Here is a 19,739-nt window from a genome sequence, read left to right as displayed (position 1 = left end):
CGACGGCGGCATGGAGGAAGAAGTGACCGAGAAGACCTGTCCCATCACCAACGGGCTGCCGACGTTGCGGGAGCGGCCGTTCGACCCGCCGGAGGTGCTGCGCGCGCAGGGCCCGATCGGCCGGATGACCTTCCCCGACGGGTACGAGGGCTGGCTCGTCACCGACTACCAGCTGGGCCGGGACATCCTGTCCGACAAGCGGTTCAGCTCGGCCGCGACCAACAAGCACCTGGCGTTCCCGTCCGACCGTGCGCAGGACATGGAGGCGGAGATCCCGGGCCTGTTCGAGCACATGGACCCGCCGGAGCACACCCGGTTCCGCAAGCGGCTGGCCGGCCAGTTCACGCTGCGCCGGATGCGGGCGCTGACGCCGCGCATCGAGGAGATCACCGAGCAGTACGCCGAGGCGATGTTCCGCAAGGGACAGCCCGCGGACCTGGTCGCGGACTACTCGGTGCCGGTGTCCTCGCAGGTGATCTGCGAGCTGCTCGGTGTGCCGTTCAGCGACCGGGAACGCTTCGAGGCCGGCTCCGAGAAGCTGCTGCGCCTGGACATCGACCCGCAGGAGGCCCAGGCGGCCCTGATGGACCTCGTCGACCTCACCAGCCAGCTGCTCATGCGCAAGCAGGCCGAACCGGCCGACGACGTACTGAGCGTGCTGGTGGAGGGCGAGGACATCAGCCTCCCCGAGGCGATCGGCGCCACCCTCCTGCTGCTCGTCGCCGGGCACGAGACCACGGCGAACATGCTCTCGCTCGGCACGTACGCGCTGCTGAGCAACCCGGACCAGATGGACCTGCTGCGCGCGGACGAGTCGCTCGTCGAGGGCGCGGTCGAGGAACTGCTGCGCTACCTCACCGTCGTGCACGTGGGCGTGCAGCGCACCGCCACCGAGGACGTCGAGATCGGCGGGGTGACCCTGCCCAAGGGGGAGACGGTGCTGATCCACCTCCCCAGCGCCAACCGCGACCCGAAGCAGTTCACCGACCCGGACCGGCTCGACGTCACCCAGGGCGGGCTCTCCCACCTCACCTTCAGCCACGGCATCCACCAGTGCCTCGGGCAGCAGCTGGCGCGCCTGGAGCTGCGCATCGGCTACACCGCGCTGCTCCGGCGCTTCCCGGAGCTGCGCCTGGCCGAGCGGCCGGAGGACATCCCGATGCGCTCCAACATGACCGTGTACGGCGTGCACCGGCTGCCGGTGGCGTGGTGACCAACCGGTGACAACGGCGACAGCGCAACGCTCGCCCCTGCGGAGCTGGCAGTTCCGCAGGGTCATCGCCGCGGAGTTCGTCTCCTCGGTCGGCACCCAGATGACAACGCTGGCGTTGCCGTGGTTCGTCCTGATGACCAGCGGCTCACCGGCACGGATGGGGCTGGTGTTCGTCATCCAGATCCTGCCGGTGCCGTTGCTGGCCATGCCCGCCGGGCTGCTGGTGGCCCGGTGGGGCACCCGCCGTGTCACGATCGTCGGAGACGTCGTCGACGCGGTGCTGGTGGCGGCCGTGCCCGTGCTGTACCGCGCGGGCCTGCTGCCGTTCTGGGCGCTGCTGGTGATCGTGGCCCTCGTCGGCTGCGTCGCGGCGGCCTACCTCTCCGCGCAGCGCATGCTGCTGGCCGAGGCCATCGGCTCGGACGAGGGCGTCGTCACCGCGGGCAACGCCTTGTTCGAGACGGCGACCTCGTCGGCGCGGCTGGTCGGCCCCGCGATCGCCGGCTTCCTGATCGGCCAGTTCGGCGCGCTCAACGTGCTGTGGGCCGACGCCGCCTCGTTCGCGGTGTCGGCCGCGCTGCTGACCGGGCTGCCACGCCGCGAGGCGGCGCCCGAGCCGATGTCGGCGAACCGCATGGCGGAGGGAGTCCGCTATCTCTTCCAGGACCGGGTGCTGCGCACGATGGCCCTCGCCGCGCTCGGCTACGGCACCCTCATGCCCGTCGTACTGCTCGCACTGCCGGTCATGGCCAGGAGCCGCTACGACTCCGACCCCCATGTGGCGGGCCTGCTGCTGGCCGCGTGGGGCGGCGGCACCGCGGTGGGCACCGTGGTGGTCGCCCGGCTGGCCCGCCGCATCTCACCGACCCGCTTCGCGGCGGCGGGCGGCGTGGGCGCGGCGGTCCTGCTCTGGCTCCTCCCCTGGAACCAGCCGGCCGGCACGGCGGCGCTGACAGTGGCGGCCGGCTGCATGTTCCTGCCAGGCGTGACCGCGCCCGCCGTGGCGCTCCTGACGCTGCGTCCGCCGGAGCACCTGCGCCCGCACGTACTCCCGGTGTTCGGCGCCGCCGTCTTCGTGGCGAGCCCGATCGCCTACGCGGTGGCGGGCGTGCTGTTCGAGCACCTCGCGGTGCGCACGGTGCTGTTGGCGGTCGCCGCGGGCGCGAGCCTGTGCGCGCTGGTCCTGCTGAACCTGGCCGTACGCCCGGCCGACTGACGGCAGCGGCGATGGACTCGTCGGTGAGGCCGGCACTGAGGCAGGTGAGGAGCTGCCGAGCGTCGTCCGTCTGAATGGACTCCAACGCGGTGAGCACTTCGGGACCTGTGGCATGCTCCGGACGTACTCGTTTACGTCGGACGTACGGGGACGCGGACGTCGTGTTCCACGGCGCACCGGTGCATCCGTCGGGCACGGTGCGGCTGGCCGCGGGCGATGACGGCACGGCCTGGCTGGAGGCCGGGCTCACCACGATCGAGGAGGAGATCGTCCGCGTCCTTGTCGTCGGCTCGGTGCACAGCGGGACGACGCAGGATGCGGGCGTGCCGTCGGTCGAGGCGTTCCAGCCTTGCGGCCGATCACGGGGCGGGGCCGGGGCTGGAACAGCATCCCCTCGGCCATGGCCCAGCGTCGCAGGCAGCGGTGCCGCCTCCGGCCGTTCCCACATTGACGGTCGCGGTGGCGAGCACGGTCGTACCCACACCAACGGTGGCGGTCCCGAGCCCGGCTGTGCCGCTGGACTGGTCGTTCGGCCCGGTCTTCGAGCCGTACACGCAGACCGGTCGCGACAACGACGTGATCCAGGTGGACGGGCTTCCGCCCGGTCCTGTCGTCTTCGAACTCGCCATCAAGGGCGATGGGTACACAGGACTGTTCTCCTTGAACCGGGGCAACAAGGATGGCGAGACCCTCGTCAACAGCACCGAGGACGACTTCCAGGGGCGGCTGCTCACCCGGGTCCCGCAACGCGGACCGCTGCGGCTGCGTCTGCGGGCCGAAGGACCGTGGCAGATACGGGTGTTGCCGCTCGCGGCCGCCCATCGGCTGACGGACGAGTGGATGGAGTGGCGCGGCCCCGACGCTCTGCTGCATACGGCAGGCCCGGCCGATCTCACCATCCGTTACAAGGGCGATGACAACCTCATCGCCGCCCTGTACGAGCTGGCGGGCCACACCGAACCGACGACCCTGCCCCGCCGCAAGACCATCATCAACGAGATCGGCAGCCGCCGGGAGACCGTGCCGCTGCCCGAGGGGCCGGCCGTCATCAGGCTGGAGAGGGCGGACGGCCCTTGGCGGGCGAAGCTGAAAGGGCTGCAGCCCCGCAGCGCGCCGGCAGCCGCCCCAGCGGCGGCTCCCTTCCCCGACGAAGGTCTGGCAAAGGCCGGCGACGTCCGCAAGGTGTCGCGCTGGGGGTGGCGTGGCAAGAGCTGAGCGCACCCCCGGCGAGTGTGCGGCAAGGGCTCCAAAGAGCTGGCGCGGTCAGAGCCGTGAGCGCCGCGCCCGGTCCGCCACCCCGCCCGGACCCGGAGCCCGTGGAATGTGCGGCGCCGCAGCAGCGGCCTCGGCACTTCGCCACCTGGGCATCGCACCACACTGGTGACGATGCCGGCGGCGTTGACGGTGCTGCCCAGGCCGGACGCGGTGGTGAACTGCCGTGCTCGGTGCGGCTGTCACAGGTACCGGGCAAGGAACTGGACGGCCAGGCTGGTGGCGGACACCACCAGCCACAGGCAGCCTCCGAGGAGCAGGGGTGCGGGGCCGGTTCCGCCCGGCTGCACACGGCCCTCCTGCGGGACCAGTTCGACCTGGTCCGCCACAGTGCTGGTCCAGCCTGCTCAACGACGCCTGGGTACACCCGGTGTCGGGCACGGACCCGCCTGGCGATCCGGCAGCCACCATGGCTGCGACGAGACGGTCACCACATGCAACCGGCCGATACCGCCCGCCAACAGCCCTCCCTCACCGATCACTTCACCATCCGCCTGAGCAGCACCGGGCGCGGTGCCCGTCTCGCCCGGCGCCTCACCGCGGAACGGCTCGCGGCTTGGGGGATCCCGTACGACACGCAGACCTCCCAGTCCGCCACGGCCGTCACGCACGGCCGACTGCCCGGCCGGGACCTCCGGCTGTCGCTTGAGAAGCGCGACGCCCACACGAAGACCGTGTGGGCGGAGATCACGTACTGATGGTGAGCTGGGGCGGCCCCTTGAGGAGCCGCCCCAGGAACGCTAACCGTTGCGCCTCACATGGTTGAGGACGTTCATCCCGATGCCGGCGATCGCGACGAACGCACCGCCACTGCTCGAAAGGATCACCAACGGGCCGGCGTGCAGCGCCATGGTCGTGACGGCCGCGCCGAGAGACACCACAGTGGAGCAGAGGGCGACGATGCTGATGTCGCGCCCGGGATGGTTGCACGTCCGGTGGGTCGAGTGAGTCGACACCGTTCCTCCATTGACTTGTTCGCTCGCTGGAACCGGGCACGGCTGACCGAGGTGAGTCGTGCTCCCAGCGATGCGCAGACGAGCTCTAAGGAGCCCGCAACCAGCTGGTTGCCGGTAGGTCTGCACAGAGCGTGAAAGTCAAAGAGGCCTCCGGGAGGGTGCAGAAGTTACGCACGCTTACTCTAGTGAGAAGCCAACTCGCCTGCAACGTACGCCTGTTGGCTGCGGCCCGCGAAAGGTCACGAGACGAACGCCCGAAGCACGTTGGCGAAGGTCGTCAGCTCGTCGATCATCTGCTGGGGAAGCGGCTTCTCGTCGAAGTGGGCGATCCGGTTGCGGATGTCCTTGACCCGTCTGAGGCGCCCGACGAACTGCTCGCGGGGCATGTTGGGCCACTTCAGGGCCTCCCAGTTGCGGTCGGCACGCTCGGCCATGGCCTGCTTGGTCTGGCCGCCGTCCAGCAGCTTCAGGTAGTCGCCGAACATCAGGTCCGTCACCTGGCCGGTGCGGTGTTCGGGCCTCTTGTTCGTCTGGACGGCCTTGACGGCTTCCTCGTCCAGGGCCGCACCCAGACAGCGGCGCAGTAAGGACTCGATCTCCCCGACGATGAAGAAGGGCCGGGCCGAGCCCTCGAAGCGTTCGGTGACGTCTGCTGCGGTGACGATGCCCGACAGGCAGCCGTCGTCGCCGCGGACGAGCAGATAGCCGTGCTCCTTGAGCACGGGGAGGGCGGCGAAGAGTTCCTGGCGGGCGTCCGCGACGGGCAGGGAGTCCTTCTCCATCGCGTTGTCCAGGGTGGGCTGCTTCCCCGCCTCGTACATCCGGGCCACCGAACCCCAGGTGACCACCCCGTGGATCTGCGCCATGCCGGTGGTCACCGGTACCTGGGAGAGGCTCTTGGTGCGCATCAGGAAGGTGGCCTGACCCAAGGGGGTGCCGGGGTTGACGCCCAGCACGCCACGCCTGGCCGACGGGACGTCGCCGAGCAGCAGCCGCTGCGGGAGGGAGGGCAGGGCCTCGTCGTCCTCGTCCGCATCGCCGTTCTCGAGCTCGACCGGTCCGGCCTGTGCGGGGACGGAGGCGAGCGGCACCACGTCGACGCTGCTCCGCAGCCCGCAGACGGCGAAGTCGGGCAGGGTCGTCAGGCCTGCGTCGGCCAGTGCCTGCGAGATGAGGTGCACCGTGCGGTGGTCCCGGACCCGGACCCGGAACAGGTCAAGGATCTCCTGCACGGGCACGGTGCTGCCCTTGAGTGAGGCGAGATCCTTCTCGCTGGGCCTGGTGGTCATCGGGCGTCGCCCTCCGCGGAGTCGCGGAGCATGGTCCGCTTGCCCATGGCGGACTGGACCAGGTCCAGCAACTGACGCGAACGGTCGGCGTAGAAGCGCTCGTAGTCGTTCTCGCGCAGTGCCTCCGGATCGACGAGGTGGGTGGCGAGCACGTCGTCGAACCACTCGGGGCGCATGTCGGAGGCCGCGACGAGGGTGGAGAGGTAGGACGACGGCGCGCCCGTCATGCTCATCGCGGCGCGGTAGGACAGCGGGGTCTTGTTCACGATCGAGTTCGTCGGCAGGCCGTGGCTGTTGCCCCTGCGGAACCAGGTCTTGGGGAAGATCTGCCGGATGTCCACGACGTACTCGTCGAGCCGTCCGGGGCTGAGCGGGGCGTCCGTGTGGTGCCAGTCGACCGCGCCCTGCCTGACCAGCAGGGTGTAGATGCCTTTGTAGGCGGCGCTGTTGCGGGTGGTGAGGGTGTCGAGCCGCTCGGCGAAGAAGAACGCGTCGGCGACGGTCTCGGGCGCGCGGTCCTCCTGCCTGATCCACGCCACGAGCTGTTCCACGTCCCGGGTGAAGCGTGTCTCGGTGGAGCCGCTGTACATCTCACCGAGCACACCGCACCAGTACCACTGCTCGATCTTCTCCTCGGGACCCAGCCCGTCGGTCGCGTCGCCGAGGATGGCCCGCACCGCGGCGAGCGGCACGAGTTGCGTCTTGTACGGCAGGTCGTTGGCGCGGACGATGCACTGGCGTTCCAGGAAGTCGCCGACCCAGGCGAAGGCGTCGGCGAGCTGGGGCGCCAGGCGGACGAAGTCGTTCAGCGGCAGGTCCAGCAGGTCCCGGCGCTTGCAGGACACCGTGGCCCCGACGCCCGCCGCCTTGCGCTCCCAGGTGCGGACCAGCGCGATGGCCTGCAGGAAGTCGATGCTGCTCAGGCCGTTCTCCAGGCCGCTGTCCAGTCGGCCGAGGACCGGGTACTTGCTCGCCAGTGCTTCCTTGATCTCCCGCCACACCTCGGGGAGCTGGTAGTAGCCGCCGGTACGGTCCACGTACTCGGGGTCGCCGGCGTAGGTGGCGGTGAGCAGTTCGAACACGTTCAGGGGCACGCCGCCGGTGTTGACGCGCTCGAACACCGCGCAGACCGCGTCCATGGAGGTCGACGCGGCCAGTCGGATCATCGGGACCTGGAAGGCGCGGACCTGCTGGAGGACCAGGTCGTCGAACTGGCCCCACCGGTCCCAGTTCCGGTCCTCGTCCGCCTTGATGTAGCCCTTCTTCCAGTCGTTCACGCGCTGGGCGTCGAAGACGAGATGCAGCGGGAAGAGGCCCGCCGCGCACTCCGCCTCCCTGGTCCTCAGATCCAGCACGACCGTGCGGTTGAAGTCGGCGCGGAGCACCTTGTCCGCCGGGACGGACAGGATCGCCTCGTCGCGGTCGGCGGAAGGTCCGACGGCCTTCTCGATGTCGACGTAGTACCAGCGCTCGATGGGCTTGCCGCGGGAGTCCGACGTCTCCACCGGGGCGTCCAGCCACAGTGCCTGGAAGAGGGAGGTGAGGCGTTGCTGTCCGTCCAGCAGGAGGAGGTCCGCCTTCGGATCGCCCTCGGGGCGGGCCCCCGTGAGTGTGCGGGAACGGAAGCGGGTGGCGCCGCCGGTCTGCAGCGTCATCACCACGCCGAGCGGGTAGTCCAGCGTCACTGTCGCGATGATCGCCCTGATCCGGTCGTCGTCCCACTTCCAGTTCCGCTGGAAGTCGGGCAGTTGTAACCCCCCGGAGGCGACATCCGCGAGTACGTCCCTGAGCTTCAGATTGTCCAGTGCCGCCATGTGTCTCTCTTCTCACCCTGCTCGCGCGTACGGAGAGTGATTCCAGCAGCGCTCTGCGGTGACCGTCAACCTGTTCGCCGAAGAACGAGATCACCGGGCGTATCGGCGATTGCCGTCGAGGCGAACTGCGTTGATAACAACCGTGGTTGAGGATATGGGGCGCTGCGGCGCTGGCAGCGTCGGCCGGCTCATCCCGCTTTGTCTTGTCGTCCGAGTGGACATACTGGTAGGCATCGTGGACCCGGCGATCACAGTCGAAACGGAGAACCTCGATGAGCACTTACGCCGACCCACTCGCCGACGGTGCAATCCCGATGAGCGAGTACGAGGGGCAGGTGTGGGACACGCTCCACGAGCACTGGCTACGCCGCAACAACCGCCGCGGTCTGCTGAACTGGGCGAGCGCCGCCCTCGGTCGGACCGGTGAGGCCGCGGGAAACGCCGTGAGACGGGTCACGGACGCTGTGCCGGAGGCGGTCACGGAACCGATCCGTCGCGCAGGCGACGCGGTCGCCGACAAGGCCATGCGACCGGCGCTCGCAGGCGCCGCAGCGTTGCTCGAGCTGGTCAACGACTGGGCCATGGAGCTCAACGACCCGAAGAACGTCGAGAATCTCGCCCGCAAGCAAGGTTTCGACCTCGACAGTTTCACCGAACTGCGGCAGCAGGATCTCAAGGTCTGCGACCGGCTGCTGTCCCGCAACACTCTCAGGTGGCGCACCGCCGGCGCGTTCGAAGGTGGCGCCATGGGCCTGCTGGCCATGGTCCCCGTCGCCGGTATCCCCGTCGCGATGACAGCGGACATCCTCGTCGTCCAGGTCCTCAGCACGTCGATCGCGTCGCGTATCGCGTACTCCTACGGCTACGACGCCAAAGACCCCAAGGAGCAGGACTTCATCCAACGCCTGGTACAGCGGTCCTTCATGGCACAGGCGGCCAAGGCCAAGCCGTTGCGTGAGACCGCACGGGCGGCGAACGCGGTCAAAGGGCGCATAAATTGGTCACAGAAGCTCCGCCAGGACCACCGCCTCCTGGCCGCCCTCGAGAAGCTGATGCAGCAGCTGGGTCCGGCCGGCTCCAGGGTGCCAGTCAAAAACGTCGCCAGGGTCGTGCCGTTCGTGGGTGTCCTCATCGGTGCCGGCATGAATTCCGCGGTCCTCGGCAGGGTGGCCACCGACGCCCAGCGGTACTGCCAGACCCGATTCCTGTGCGACAAGTACGGGCTGCCGCTGCCGGCCGCACTGGCGACCGAGCAGGACGAGGACCCTCAGACCGACGCCATGTAAGTGAGCGCCGTAGATCTGACATTTGGACGTCTGTGCAGGTCAGGGGTACGGTGCACCACCGTCGCGGGACTCAGTCCGCGGCCCGTTCCCCCACCGGACGGCGCCTCCTCGCGGGGTCGGAGAGGGACGGTCGGCGCCAGGCGCCGTCGGGGTGGTACAGGTTGGTGCCGGGCGGCACGAGCTCGTCGATCCGGTCGAGTACGGCGTCGTCGAGAACCAGGTCGGCGCCCTTGAGCGCGTCCTGGAGCTGCTGGAACGTACGCGGACCGATGATCACCGAGGTGACGGCGGGGTGCGCCAGCGGGAAGGCCAGTGCCAGCTCGGGCAGCGTGCGGCCGAGTCCGTCCGCGATCTCCGTGAGCGCCTCGACGGCGTCCAGCTTGGCCGCGTTGCCGGGCAGCGCCGGGTCGAAGCGGGCGGGAGTGAGCGCGGCACGGCCGCTGGTCAGGTCGATCGGCCGGCCCTTGCGGTAGCGGCCGGTGAGGAAGCCGGAGGCGAGCGGGCTCCAGGTCAGCGCGCCCATGCCCAGCCGCTGGACCACGGGCAGCACATCGGCCTCCGCTCCGCGGGCCAGCAGGGAGTACGGCGGCTGCTCGGTCCTGAAGCGCGGCAGGGCCCGTCGTTCTGCGACGTGGTACGCCTCGACGATGTCCTCGGCCGGGAAGGTCGAGCAGCCGAACGCGCGGATCTTGCCCTCGCGGACCAGGTCACCGAGGACGGACAGGGTCTCCTCGACGTCGGTGCGGTGGTCCGGCCGGTGCACCTGGTACAGATCGATCCAGTCCGTGCGCAGCCGACGCAGGCTGTCCTCCACCGCGCGTACGATCCAGCGGCGCGAGTTGCCGCCCCGGCCCGGGCCCTTACCCATCGGGAAGTGCACCTTGGTGGCGAGTACGACGTCGTCCCGCCGGTTCTGGAGCGCCTTGCCGACTATGGTCTCCGACTCTCCGGCCGAGTACATGTCGGCGGTGTCCACGAAGTTGATGCCCTCGTCGAGCGCGGCGTGGATGATCCGCACGCACTCGTCGTGGTCGGGGTTGCCGACCGCGCCGAACATCATGGTGCCGAGACAGTGGGCGCTCACCTCGATGCCGGTGCCGCCGAGGACGCGGTAACGCATGCTCTTCTCCTTCTGAGGTGGATCGGTCGGGCTGTCACCCGTGACCTTAGGACCTCGAGTCGGCTCTAGATCAAGTGGCCGACGGAGGAGCAGATGGGCGAGACCGCAGCGAAGTTGACCATCGGTCAGGTGGCGCGCGGCGTATGTACACCGAGGGCCGCGCTTACGAGACGGCAGGCCGCGCCGCTGCGGTGGACGCCGTACGTGCGGTCGGCCACAGTGCGGACCCGTTCGCCAACCCGGCCGGGTCCAGCCCCAGCGATGCGGCGGCCGTGGCGCCCACGTCGGCCAGGCCGGCCGCTTCGGGCAGGAACTCCGGACCGGCGGACTCCGGCCGGTGCATCAGCACGGGCACGAATTCGCGCGTGTGGTGGGCGTGCCCGACGGTGGGGTCGTTCCCGTGGTCACCCGTGACGATGAGGCGGTCACCGGGCATGTCGAGGAGGGCGATGAGTTCGGCCAGTCCCGTATCGACCTGTTCCAGGACGGCGCCGTAGCGCGCGGCGTCCTGCTGGTGTCCGGCCAGGTCCGTCTCCTGGACGTTGGCGACGACCAAGGCGTCCTTGGTGGCGCGGGTGGCGCCGAGGGTGTGCGCGAGCACTTCGGCGGTCGCCACCCCCGGGCGGCGCACTGCCGCCTCGCACGCGAGGATGTCCGCGGCCTTGCCGACCAGCGTGACGGGGATCCCGGCGCGGGCCGCCACAGCCGGCAGTTGCCGGGTGTGGTCCAGCGGCGCGCCGAGGTGCCGCACTTCCAGGCCGCCATTGCGGTAGAAGCCGGACGCGGGGGTGTCGAGCCCCACGGTTCCGCCGTCCCCGACACGTACGAAGGCGGTCAGCGGAGCATCCGTGTGGCCTCCGACCGCAATGACGCGCGCGACGGGGGCGATGGCCCGCACCGTCCGGGCGATGGCCAGGATCCGGTGGAAGGGCATGTCTTCCAGGCGCCCTGAGGTGTTCCAGTTGATGCCGGGGTCGGCCTCCAGGTTGTCGTGGACGAGTGCTGCTCCGTCCACCATCAGCAGCGGCTTGTCGTCCAGCGGCTCCACCGAGTGCCCGGCGGCACGCAAGGCACCGGCGATCTCGTCGAGATGGTCGCTCAGTGGGGCCACGGTCACGTCGCTGAAGTCGGCTCCCATCATGGTCTGATGGCCCGCGTAGGTGTCGGCGCCCGGGTAGCCGAGGGGAGCGAGACCCACGGCCACCGGCAGACCGGTTCGGTCCGCGAGATCCGGGTGCGGGTGGATCAGGCCGAGCCCGAGGGCGCCGAATGCCGGCAGCCGCAGTGGTCGCCCGTTCGCCCTCCGGCAGTGGTCGAGGACGTGCCCGCAGGTGTCGGCTCCCTGATCGCCCGGGCGCAACGTGCCCGCATCGGGCATGGCGCCGACGCCGAAGCCGTCGACGACGACGATGACGGTCCTGGTCATGAATCGTGCTCCTCAGACGGCCCGGCCGAGAGCGTCGTACAGGCCGACGGTCCGCGGTGTGCCGTGGGACAGTCCGGATACGACAGCGACGTAGCTGCGCGTGACGAAGATCTGCGTACGGAAGGCGAGGACGGCGGTGTCGCCGAGCCGCGCCTCGTGGGGGGTCGCGGGTGCGTCGAGTGTCCGGTAGTAGTCGATGTTCTCGGCGGGCGCGTCCTGCACCGTCAGCCGCACGCCCGTACGCGGGAGCAGGGCTTCTTTGACGCCGGACCGGGAGTAGAAGCCGCCGCCGTGGAGGGCCGGGCGCCCGTCGGCGAGGGTGTGGGCGACCTCGCTGACGTAGACGTACGCCGGTTGCTCCGGCTGCCCCGGGTCCACCGCGTGCAGGGGGGTGGTGCCGGTGAGGCAGTGGCCGGGTTCAGCATGCGTGGCGCCGAGCTCCGCGAGGAGGGGCAGCGAGGCCATCGATGTCGCACTGGGGGCGCTGAGTTTGAGGTGCGTGTGGCCACGGGCGGCGAGCAGGTCGCGGGCGCTCAGCGCGAGGTCGAAGTTGGGCGTGGGCCGCGGAGTGCCCGAGGCCGGGTCACACAGTACGCAGGGAAACGCGGTGACGCCGGCGACGCGCACGCCGGGCATCCGTTCCACCTCCGCGGCGAAGGCGGTCAGCCCGCTCAGCGGGACTCCGCCTTCCTGCCCGGGGTGGACCGCGCCGGGTGAGCCCTCCAGGCGGACGAGCACGTCCTGGATGATGCCGAGCCGCTCGGCTGCCGCGGAGACGGCGCGGGCGTTGGCCACGTCGTAGACCGTGACGGCTTCCGGGCGCCACGCGAGGACCCCCTCCAGGGCGCGGCTCGGGATCTGGACCAGGTGGCCGACATTCCCGGCCTTGGCACCGGCCGCGTGCAGGACGCGCGCTTCCGGGGGGTCGATGGCCGCGTACTTGGGGATGTGCCGGGCGATGGCCTTGATCAGTTCGGGGTTGCGTCCGATGTGCTTGACCACGAACCACAGGGTCAGACCCAACCGTTCGGCCTCCGCGGCGAGCAGGTGCGCATTGGCTTCGACGGCGTCGAGGTCGATGACGTAGGTGTTGGGCGGGATCGCGCCGCGGTGGTGCAGCGCGGCGGCGGTGTGGACGAGTCGGGGGTTGCGGGTGAGCACGGTGTCGAGGAACACGATCAGTCGTCCTTGCCCTGGTGCAGGTCGGTCAGCGAGCGGCGGAGGATGTCCAGGACCAGGTCGGCGCCGGCCCGCATGGGGTTGATCCGCACGGTCGTGTCGCCGAGTGCCGGGGCGTCGTCGAGCACGGAACCGGACATCCGGTAGAACAGCGGGGCCACCTCGTAGCGGGAGTTGGAGCCCACCGGATAAGGCGCTGCACCGTATCGGGCCGCGATCGGGGGAAGGTGACGGGCGACGGGTCGGTCGAGACGTACGAGCAGGCAGCGGTCCTGTGCGTTGGCGATGCGGACCTCGGCGACGCCCGGCACTTCCCCCGCGGCCAGCCGCTGCGCGGCATCGGTGACGACCTGGGACTGCACCGACCACATGACGGGGACGTGGGTGAGTGCGCGCAGAGCGTCGAGTGCCTGGTGGCCCTGGACCTGCCCGCCCCCGGAGTAGTTGTCGGCGCGGATCCGGTCGATGACGTCATGGGCGCCCAGGACCACGCCGATGCCTTCCGGGCCGTGCAGTTTGAAGAGCGAGAAGCACGAGGCGTCGGCGCCGAGTTCGACACCGCAGGCGGGAACCCGCATCGCCGCGTAGTTGTCATCGACGATGGTCCGCACGCCCATCGAGCGGCAGGCGGCCAGCACCACGGCCGGATCGTAGGAGTCGGCGAGGCGCTGACGCGTGTGCTGGACGTACGCCCAGGAGAACCGTGCCGAAGCGAGGGCCGCGGCCAGTGCCTGCCGGTCGTTGAAGTCGACCTCTGCCGTCTCCACGCCCAGCCCGCGGAGCGTGACCTCGGTGCTGCGGTAGATCGGTGCGCGGTGGATGAGCAGCGGATCCCCGGATCGGACCGTGGCGGTGAGGGCGGCGCGGATGGCACCGGTGCCCGCGCCCTGGACGAGGGCCGCCGCCTCGCAGGAGAAGAAGTCGGCGAGGACGGCTTCCACCTTCGCCGTGGTGCGGGGCCGGCCCAGACCCGGTACGACGCCCGAGTCGGCCGCGAAGAGCTGCTGCCCCTCGAAGTGGCGTGCGGTGCACTCCAGCAGCCGGAACTGCGTGGCCATCGCGTCCTGCAACGGCACCGTGGGCAGGGGGAAGGTCTGCGGCAGGACGACGTCGATTCGGTGCATCAGGCCTTTCCCCCCATCGCTCCGGTCAGGAAGCGCAGCGGATTGCGGCGGGTCATCAGGTCGATCAGCTCGTCGTCGACGCCCCTCGCACGCAGACCGGGCAGGAAGGAGCGGAACAGATGTCCGTAGCCGTGGCCTCCTTCCTTCAGCAGGTAGCGGTGCCGGGAGATGTCGCAGCTGAGCAGTACCCGGTCGGCGTGCCCGGCCTCCAGCAGGGCGAGCAGCAGCCGCAGCCGGGTTTCGTCGCTCTGGTAGTTCTGCTTCCCGATGGTGTCGAAGGCGACGTAGGCGCCGGCGGCTGCCAGTTCGCGGTGGGCAGAGGGGTCGTCGAGCAGATCCTGGTGCCCGATGCTGATCCGGTGGGCGGGCAGGCCCGCGCCGACGAGCCGGTCGAGCTGGCCCGGACCGCCCACGCCCAGCTGCGCATGGGTGGCCACCGACAGCCCCGTGGACACGGCAGCGCGGGCAGCCGCGACGAGGACCCGCGCCTCCTGCCCGCCGGGCTGTTCGCCGTGGCTGCCGACCTCGCCGATGACGCCGGGCCGGATGGCGAGGGGCCCGATGCCGTGGTCGATGTCGCGCACCAGCACGTCGGTGAGTTCCTCGACACCGGCACGGCCGAGCTCGTCCGGGTGGAACCGCTCGTAGTACCAGCCGGTGCCGGCGACCACCGCGACTCCCGACGCGGCGGAGATGCGGGCCAGTGCGCGAGGGTCGCGCCCCATGCCCCGGCAGGTCAGCTCGATGACGAGGGCGAGGCCGAACTCCTCACGCAGTCCCGCCAGTTCGGCGACGACATACGGGCCGTGCGCGGCGGGGAACAGCACCGCGTCCGGATCGGTGTCCCGGCTGAGGTCGAGGGCCAGGTGTTCGTGGGCGAGTACCGGGCCGCGGATGCAGGACGGGGAGACCGGTCCGGCGACGGTGCGGACGTGGCGGGTCGCCATCGGTCAGCCCTTGAGCGGCGTGAACAGGTGGGACCAGTACCCGACGTTGAGCAGGAGCCCGGTGCAGATGATGGCGACGGGCGCGGCGGCCAGCCGGATCACGGGCCGGCCCATGGCCTCGTTCAGTACGTACATGCCTCCGACCAGAGCGATCCCCGTCCCTCCGGCCATCCGCATGCCGGCAAGGATCGAGCCGAACAGCACTCCGAGCTCCAGCACCTGGTTGATCGCATGGCGGATGTGGTCGGCGGCGTCCTGGACCGAGGGAACGTGGGCGAAGAACTTTCCCAGCTGCGTCAGAGCCAGCACTTCGACGGTGAAGACGGCGGCTCCGGCCATCGCGGCGGTGATCAGGTTCGGTGCGATGTATCCCGCGGCGTAGACGAAGTTGACGCCATTGGTGGCGAAGGTGCCGGAGGCGAGAGAGGTCAGACCGATCAGCGGAATGAAGCCGAACGTGCGGTAGAAGTCGACCTGGGCCGCATTGGTCATGTCGCCGCGCTGCACGAGGTAGCTGGTGGCTTCACCGCCCGCGAAAGCGCCGGTCGCGCACAGCGCTGCGACCAGCCCGCCCAGCGCCATCAGCCAAGGCAGGTGTGTGCGCAGGCGCTTGGCGTTGGCGCCGAAGAGGGAATCGGCCGCCGAGGTGTCCGGAACCGAAGGCTCCGCGCCCCGGGCCCGTGCCTCCTCGCGTGCCGCGCGCCGATTCACCAGGTCGCGGTGGACGGCGAGACCTACGAGCAGCAGCATCCCGACGGCCATGGAGAGCGCGCCGGGAAAGACACCCTTCCAGACGTGCGCGGAGGCGAGCATGAGAACGCCCTCGACGGCGAAGGCGACCGCACCACGCGCCCTGCCGAACTGGTATGCGACAGCGACCGCCGGGAAGAACGCGAACAAATACATCACCGGGTCGGACAGTGACCGCATCGCCGTGAGGAAGTCGACAGGCAGTGACTGCGCCGCCTGCGTCGCTTGGGAGAGACCGAATACCACCAGCAACGCCCACACGGCACCCAGCACGAGTGCCATCCATCGCTTGGACGCCAGCAGGCCGAGGACGTCCGTAGGGAGGAAGAGGATCCACGGGTTGAGTACTCCGGTGGAGAACGCCATCGGCGCGCCCAGGCCGAAGACGAATCCCGCGGAGAGGCTGAACGCGAGGGGCGTGATCTCCCGGCGCTTCATCCGCCCTTGCCGGTGGTCGAGCATGAAGGGGCGCACGCCGTCGTGGAACACGGCGACCGCCATGTTGACCAGCAGCGCGGACAGGGCACAGACCGCCACGACGAGCGCGATCTGAAGCGGCGTGAGGCGGAGGGAACTGTGGCCGCCGGAGGCGAGGAGCGCCGATGGGTGCACGGTGACGGGCCTTCGTGATGCGCGGTGCGTCGGTGGCCGTCTACGCGGTCCTGGCCGCAATGGCATGAATGAGGACGGGGGCGACCAGATCGATCTGGTCGACGGCGAAGCCGAAGACCTTCTTGCCGCCGACGAGCAGGTCCTGCACCTCGTCGACGGTGGGGACGGAGCGCCCGAAGGTGTGGCAGGTCTGCTGGCCCATGAGGCCGACGAGGACACCCAAAGAGGCGCCGGCCCCGGTGTGGCAGGTGCCCAGGAAGTAGTCGGCCTGGCCGGAGCGCAGCTTCACGGCCGCGTCCATGTCGTTGGAGACGCTGACTTCGACGCCACTCAGGGCCAGCTCATTGACGGTCCGGGCAACCTCGACCTTGCCGACGCCGCCAGTGAGGATCTTCGCCATGCTGTGTCCTGTTTCTCGTGCGCTGAAGAGGATGAAGAGGATGAAGAGGATGAAGAGGGGGTGTGGAGGGTTGTCAGGAAACGGGCGAGTGCTGCGCCAGGACGGCGAGGTGCATGCCCAGGAAGTTGATCTCGGATTCGGGGAGTGCGGCGCCGAACGCGCGCTGAGCTCGTGCCGATACGGAGCGGGCGCGGGAGGCCGCCTCGGGGTGGCTGTCCAGCTCCGAGGCGACCTGCCGGTCGGTGGGGAACTGCTCGACCGTCCGGCCGTCCAGCAACCGGGTGAGGGCCATCATGAGATGGCTGGTCAGCATGCCGGCGGTGTCCTCGGTGACGGTGGCCCCCTCGGCGGCCAGTGCCTCCAGCTCGGTGGTGACGAAATCGGCCACCTGCGGGCTGACCTGACCGGTGTCCCGGAACGTCCGGATCCGGAGGGCGAGCCTGGCATCCATGACCTGTCCTTTCTGGGCACCGCCACGAAACGGCCGTGATCAGGATTGTGGCTCCTCGTGCCGCAGATCCCCTGCCGCCGCACGGGATCTCAGCCCAAGGCAGTACAGCGTCGCGCAACTGGCGGCAGTGCCGTGCGGCGGCAGACGGACCTACGCGGCATGCAGCGGCTGTGGCGCGCCGGGTGTTCACCCGTGCCGCACATTCTCCGGACAGCGGAGCGCACCAGTCCCCGACCCTGCTCAGGCGGTCGCGATGAAGCCGTGCCGGGCGGCCAGGCGCTTCAGTGAGGCGATGCCGGGTATGCCGTCGGCGGCGTCGCCGGTGTAGGAGCCGCCTGCCTTGCTGCGCTGCCAGGCCGCGTACGCGGAGACCGTCTTGGAGCCGAAGGAACCATCGGCGTACCTGCGCTGGAGGAGACCCTCGGCGACGAGGGCGTTCTCGACGATGCGCACCTCGGCCGGGTAGGTGGTGTGTCCGTCCGGGGCCGGCACGTCCTTCCTCGCGGCGGCGACCAGGTGGGCGACGCTGACCTTCGGCTCGGTCGGCTTCGGTTTGGTGGGGCCGGCCTGGTACAGCACCTTGGCGGTGTCGATCGCACCCGGATCGCCGTGGTCGTTGCCCGGGACATCGACATGTCCGAAGTGGCCGCCCCGGAACTCCCAGACGGACCGCGAGCGGGTCTTGCCCGGCCCCGGGTACACGGCCGGTCGTCCGGCCGGGAACACGTCCGGCACGCCCCAGGAGCGGACCGCGGCCATGATCTTCTGCCAGCCCGGCTTCTTCGCCGGATCCCAGCCGGTGGTCCAGGGGTTGTCGGCGTGGCCGAGGACCTCGATCTGGATGCAGACGCGGCCCTCGCGATTGGTCCGCCGGGCGCCGTCGTTGCGCAGGGCCCGGGCGCTCAGGTCCAGCGGTCCGAACTGGCCGACCCGGTCGGTCACCGGGCAGTAGATGAGCTGCGGCTCGGAGGCCGCGCGGATCAGGTACGACCCAACGGCCTCCAGATACCTGCCCCCGGCCGGGGACTCGGTGGTGTGGTGCACGACCCGGGGCGGATTGCCGGGGGTGTCCATCGCCCCGCCGATGACGCCGTCGCCGAGCGGGATGGCGCCGGGGACCCATCTGGTGCCGATGAGGCCTTGCACCGGCTCGCCGGCGACGGGCAGGTCATCGGTGGTGGGGTGGCCGTCGCCCGTACGGGGCTCCGGGTCCGGGTCGCGGACGATGAACGGCTCGGCGTCCACCGGCTCGTACCAGTCGAGGTCGCCGTTCTCGCGCAGCACGAAGACCGAGCCGGGGCGGCGCGGGTGCTGGACGGCGGAGCACGGTGTGGTCGCGATGGCAGCGATGGCGAGCGCCTCATCGACGTGTGCCTGGCTCACCTCGCCGCAGTAGGTGACGGACTGGTCGGGGTGGATGACGGCAGCGTGGAAGGCGGTCATGGCGCTCCTCGTGAGGCGTGGGGTTGTGGATGGCGTCGAGCTGCTCGCGCGGTACGAGGCGGGAGAACAGGCGCTGGAGGAGGCCGTTGCCCGGGTCCGCCAGTACGGGATGGTGCCGGCGAAGCCGTGGGGACTAGGTGCTGAAGGGCTGAAGCCGTGAATGCTCGCTGTGCTCGGCGCGTAGTGGCACGAGATCTCGCAGCGAAGTGGAGGGTTCCAGTCCTAATTCTTCCCGCAGGATGCGGCGGCATTGTTCGAATTGGTGCAGTGCCGCACCCCGATTGCCGGCAGCCAAATGTGCCTTCACGAGTACACGATGGGCACTTTCCCGCAAGGGCTCGGTACGCACGGCGGCGAGTCCCGCGGCGACGGCTTCGCCATAGCGTCGAGCTGACGTCAGTCGTTCGGTCATCGCTTCCAAGGCATAAAGCCGGAGCTGACGGTATTGCTCCTGCTCGATCAGCATCCAGTCATTTTCCGGCCATTCCGGCAGGAGGTCGACCGACAGGTCCGCCAGCGTCTGCATGGTGAGGATATCGTCGCACGGGCGTGAGCTGTCGAGCAGTCGGTGCGCGCGCGCCACCGCTTCCTGCAGGTCAACGGTGATGTGCTTGGAAAGGGCCAACTCGCGTGCGGTCGCGTCGATGAGGGGGTGGCCCGTACGCGCCGCTCGCCACAGAGATGATCTCAGGTTCGCGTTGGCGCGCGACGCCGTGACGTCCGGCCAGAGGATTCCGGCCACGTAGGTGCGGGATCGCGGCATCCCCTGCAAAGCCAGGAATGCAACGAGCCGTTGAGTGCTGGAGCAAACCGGAATGCGCGTATGGTCAACCGCGAGTGTGAAGCCCTTGAGCAGCCTCAAAGTAATAAGATGTGCTTGTCCGTTCATCGACGCCCCCGGTACCGATGTCGGCGGATGATCTTCGTTCGGCTCGTCGGCTTCTCGAAGCCATGTTACGGGCAAGTTATGACCGCAGGGTCGAGCATTAGCGGGACGGCGTCAACGAAGAAACAACGGAACGTCGCGAAAACGTCACCGGTCCCGTTCCAGCAGCTCATCGAGCCAGGTCCGCAGTGCCAGGAAGACGTCGACGGTCTGGTCCGTCGCCGCGGGGGGCTTCTGTTCTCCGTCGACGATCTGGATGATGCGCGCGCGGAAGCCGTCCGACCTGCTGCCTTCCACCCACACCCGGAGTATGAGGACGCCGGACCGCGTTGAAGGGGTCTCCATGGGAGACGGA

20 protein-coding genes are annotated in these 19,739 nt (G+C 69.7%); 5 read left to right on the top strand and 15 right to left on the bottom strand.

Annotated features, from left to right (window positions below; genetic code table 11):
* The first annotated feature begins 22 nt into the window (after positions 1-22).
* The 3 genes from ACWD35_RS11815 (at position 23) to ACWD35_RS11805 (ending at position 3,644) form a co-directional block, all read left to right on the top strand.
* Positions 23-1,213: a cytochrome P450 gene (locus ACWD35_RS11815; protein WP_451351024.1), complete on the top strand. Its 1,191-nt coding sequence runs from the start codon at positions 23-25 to the stop codon at positions 1,211-1,213.
* A gap of 7 nt (positions 1,214-1,220) precedes the next feature.
* Positions 1,221-2,429 (top strand): MFS transporter, encoded by a 1,209-nt coding sequence (locus ACWD35_RS11810; RefSeq protein WP_451351023.1) that lies wholly within the window; start codon positions 1,221-1,223, stop codon positions 2,427-2,429.
* Between the two features lie 489 nt (positions 2,430-2,918).
* Positions 2,919-3,644, top strand: a complete 726-nt coding sequence (locus ACWD35_RS11805; protein WP_451351022.1) for a hypothetical protein — start codon at positions 2,919-2,921, stop codon at positions 3,642-3,644.
* 239 nt (positions 3,645-3,883) lie between these two features.
* Here the strand turns inward: ACWD35_RS11805 and ACWD35_RS11800 are convergent, their stop codons facing one another.
* Positions 3,884-4,030: a hypothetical protein gene (locus ACWD35_RS11800; RefSeq protein ID WP_451351021.1), complete on the bottom strand. Its 147-nt coding sequence runs from the start codon at positions 4,028-4,030 to the stop codon at positions 3,884-3,886.
* A 105-nt stretch (positions 4,031-4,135) separates the two neighbouring features.
* On the opposite strand from ACWD35_RS11800, the gene ACWD35_RS11795 reads away from it, so the two are divergent.
* A complete protein-coding gene (locus tag ACWD35_RS11795) occupies positions 4,136-4,399 on the top strand; it encodes a hypothetical protein (protein ID WP_451351020.1) in 264 nt (87 codons plus the stop codon).
* 42 nt (positions 4,400-4,441) lie between these two features.
* Here ACWD35_RS11795 and ACWD35_RS11790 read toward each other — a convergent pair whose 3' ends face one another.
* The 3 genes from ACWD35_RS11790 to ACWD35_RS11780 form a co-directional block, all read right to left on the bottom strand.
* A complete protein-coding gene (locus ACWD35_RS11790; RefSeq protein ID WP_451351019.1) occupies positions 4,442-4,657 on the bottom strand; it encodes a hypothetical protein in 216 nt (71 codons plus the stop codon).
* 239 nt (positions 4,658-4,896) lie between these two features.
* Positions 4,897-5,946: a CBS domain-containing protein gene (locus ACWD35_RS11785; protein WP_451351018.1), complete on the bottom strand. Its 1,050-nt coding sequence runs from the start codon at positions 5,944-5,946 to the stop codon at positions 4,897-4,899.
* A complete protein-coding gene (locus tag ACWD35_RS11780) occupies positions 5,943-7,760 on the bottom strand; it encodes a GmrSD restriction endonuclease domain-containing protein (protein ID WP_451351017.1) in 1,818 nt (605 codons plus the stop codon). The genes ACWD35_RS11785 and ACWD35_RS11780 overlap by 4 nt, the downstream gene beginning before the upstream one ends.
* Positions 7,761-8,032: 272 nt before the next feature.
* Here ACWD35_RS11780 and ACWD35_RS11775 point away from each other — a divergent pair, with 272 nt between their 5' ends.
* A complete protein-coding gene (locus ACWD35_RS11775) occupies positions 8,033-9,046 on the top strand; it encodes an EcsC family protein (RefSeq protein WP_451351016.1) in 1,014 nt (337 codons plus the stop codon).
* 70 nt (positions 9,047-9,116) lie between these two features.
* On the opposite strand, the gene ACWD35_RS11770 is transcribed toward ACWD35_RS11775, so the two are convergent.
* The 11 genes from ACWD35_RS11770 to ACWD35_RS11720 form a co-directional block, all read right to left on the bottom strand.
* Complete coding sequence (locus tag ACWD35_RS11770) at positions 9,117-10,166, bottom strand: aldo/keto reductase (protein ID WP_451351015.1); 1,050 nt, start codon at positions 10,164-10,166, stop codon at positions 9,117-9,119.
* Positions 10,167-10,329: 163 nt separating this feature from the next.
* Positions 10,330-11,592 carry a phosphopentomutase gene (locus tag ACWD35_RS11765; RefSeq protein ID WP_451351014.1) on the bottom strand — a complete coding sequence of 421 codons (1,263 nt, stop codon included), beginning with the start codon at positions 11,590-11,592 and terminating at the stop codon, positions 10,330-10,332.
* A 12-nt stretch (positions 11,593-11,604) separates the two neighbouring features.
* Positions 11,605-12,768, bottom strand: coding sequence for an alanine racemase (locus tag ACWD35_RS11760; protein ID WP_451351013.1), 1,164 nt, complete (start codon positions 12,766-12,768; stop codon positions 11,605-11,607).
* A 2-nt stretch (positions 12,769-12,770) separates the two neighbouring features.
* Positions 12,771-13,895, bottom strand: coding sequence for an aminotransferase class V-fold PLP-dependent enzyme (locus ACWD35_RS11755; RefSeq protein ID WP_451351012.1), 1,125 nt, complete (start codon positions 13,893-13,895; stop codon positions 12,771-12,773).
* Complete coding sequence (locus ACWD35_RS11750; protein WP_451351011.1) at positions 13,895-14,842, bottom strand: phosphotriesterase family protein; 948 nt, start codon at positions 14,840-14,842, stop codon at positions 13,895-13,897. Before ACWD35_RS11750 ends, ACWD35_RS11755 begins: the two co-directional genes overlap by 1 nt.
* Positions 14,843-14,845: 3 nt before the next feature.
* A complete protein-coding gene (locus ACWD35_RS11745) occupies positions 14,846-16,204 on the bottom strand; it encodes a YhfT family protein (protein ID WP_451351010.1) in 1,359 nt (452 codons plus the stop codon).
* A 40-nt stretch (positions 16,205-16,244) separates the two neighbouring features.
* Positions 16,245-16,604 carry a DUF2620 domain-containing protein gene (locus ACWD35_RS11740; RefSeq protein WP_451351009.1) on the bottom strand — a complete coding sequence of 120 codons (360 nt, stop codon included), beginning with the start codon at positions 16,602-16,604 and terminating at the stop codon, positions 16,245-16,247.
* A gap of 73 nt (positions 16,605-16,677) precedes the next feature.
* Entirely contained in the window at positions 16,678-17,055 is a 378-nt protein-coding gene (locus ACWD35_RS11735) for a PRD domain-containing protein (RefSeq protein WP_451351008.1), read from the bottom strand.
* A gap of 240 nt (positions 17,056-17,295) precedes the next feature.
* Positions 17,296-18,498: a peptidoglycan-binding protein LysM gene (locus tag ACWD35_RS11730; protein ID WP_451351007.1), complete on the bottom strand. Its 1,203-nt coding sequence runs from the start codon at positions 18,496-18,498 to the stop codon at positions 17,296-17,298.
* A gap of 133 nt (positions 18,499-18,631) precedes the next feature.
* Positions 18,632-19,360 carry an AfsR/SARP family transcriptional regulator gene (locus tag ACWD35_RS11725; protein ID WP_451351006.1) on the bottom strand — a complete coding sequence of 243 codons (729 nt, stop codon included), beginning with the start codon at positions 19,358-19,360 and terminating at the stop codon, positions 18,632-18,634.
* Between the two features lie 171 nt (positions 19,361-19,531).
* Positions 19,532-19,729, bottom strand: coding sequence for a hypothetical protein (locus ACWD35_RS11720; RefSeq protein WP_451351005.1), 198 nt, complete (start codon positions 19,727-19,729; stop codon positions 19,532-19,534).
* Positions 19,730-19,739 lie beyond the last annotated feature (10 nt).

Source organism: Streptomyces sp. NPDC002671, assembly GCF_053592475.1.
The sequence above is the reverse complement of the archived record's forward strand: the minus strand, read 5'-3'. Positions and strand labels throughout refer to the sequence as shown.

Bases quoted from the DNA above. Each gene is read 5' to 3' on its own strand.
- ACWD35_RS11780 (WP_451351017.1), bottom strand. From the start codon at position 7,760: ATGGCGGCACTGGACAATCTGAAGCTCAGGGACGTACTCGCGGATGTC.
- ACWD35_RS11785 (WP_451351018.1), bottom strand. From the start codon at position 5,946: ATGACCACCAGGCCCAGCGAGAAGGATCTCGCCTCACTCAAGGGCAGC.
- ACWD35_RS11795 (WP_451351020.1), top strand. From the start codon at position 4,136: ATGCAACCGGCCGATACCGCCCGCCAACAGCCCTCCCTCACCGATCAC.
- ACWD35_RS11730 (WP_451351007.1), bottom strand. From the start codon at position 18,498: ATGACCGCCTTCCACGCTGCCGTCATCCACCCCGACCAGTCCGTCACC.
- ACWD35_RS11765 (WP_451351014.1), bottom strand. From the start codon at position 11,592: ATGACCAGGACCGTCATCGTCGTCGTCGACGGCTTCGGCGTCGGCGCC.
- ACWD35_RS11755 (WP_451351012.1), bottom strand. From the start codon at position 13,895: ATGCACCGAATCGACGTCGTCCTGCCGCAGACCTTCCCCCTGCCCACG.
- ACWD35_RS11720 (WP_451351005.1), bottom strand. From the start codon at position 19,729: ATGGAGACCCCTTCAACGCGGTCCGGCGTCCTCATACTCCGGGTGTGG.
- ACWD35_RS11775 (WP_451351016.1), top strand. From the start codon at position 8,033: ATGAGCACTTACGCCGACCCACTCGCCGACGGTGCAATCCCGATGAGC.
- ACWD35_RS11740 (WP_451351009.1), bottom strand. From the start codon at position 16,604: ATGGCGAAGATCCTCACTGGCGGCGTCGGCAAGGTCGAGGTTGCCCGG.
- ACWD35_RS11770 (WP_451351015.1), bottom strand. From the start codon at position 10,166: ATGCGTTACCGCGTCCTCGGCGGCACCGGCATCGAGGTGAGCGCCCAC.
- ACWD35_RS11735 (WP_451351008.1), bottom strand. From the start codon at position 17,055: ATGGATGCCAGGCTCGCCCTCCGGATCCGGACGTTCCGGGACACCGGT.
- ACWD35_RS11750 (WP_451351011.1), bottom strand. From the start codon at position 14,842: ATGGCGACCCGCCACGTCCGCACCGTCGCCGGACCGGTCTCCCCGTCC.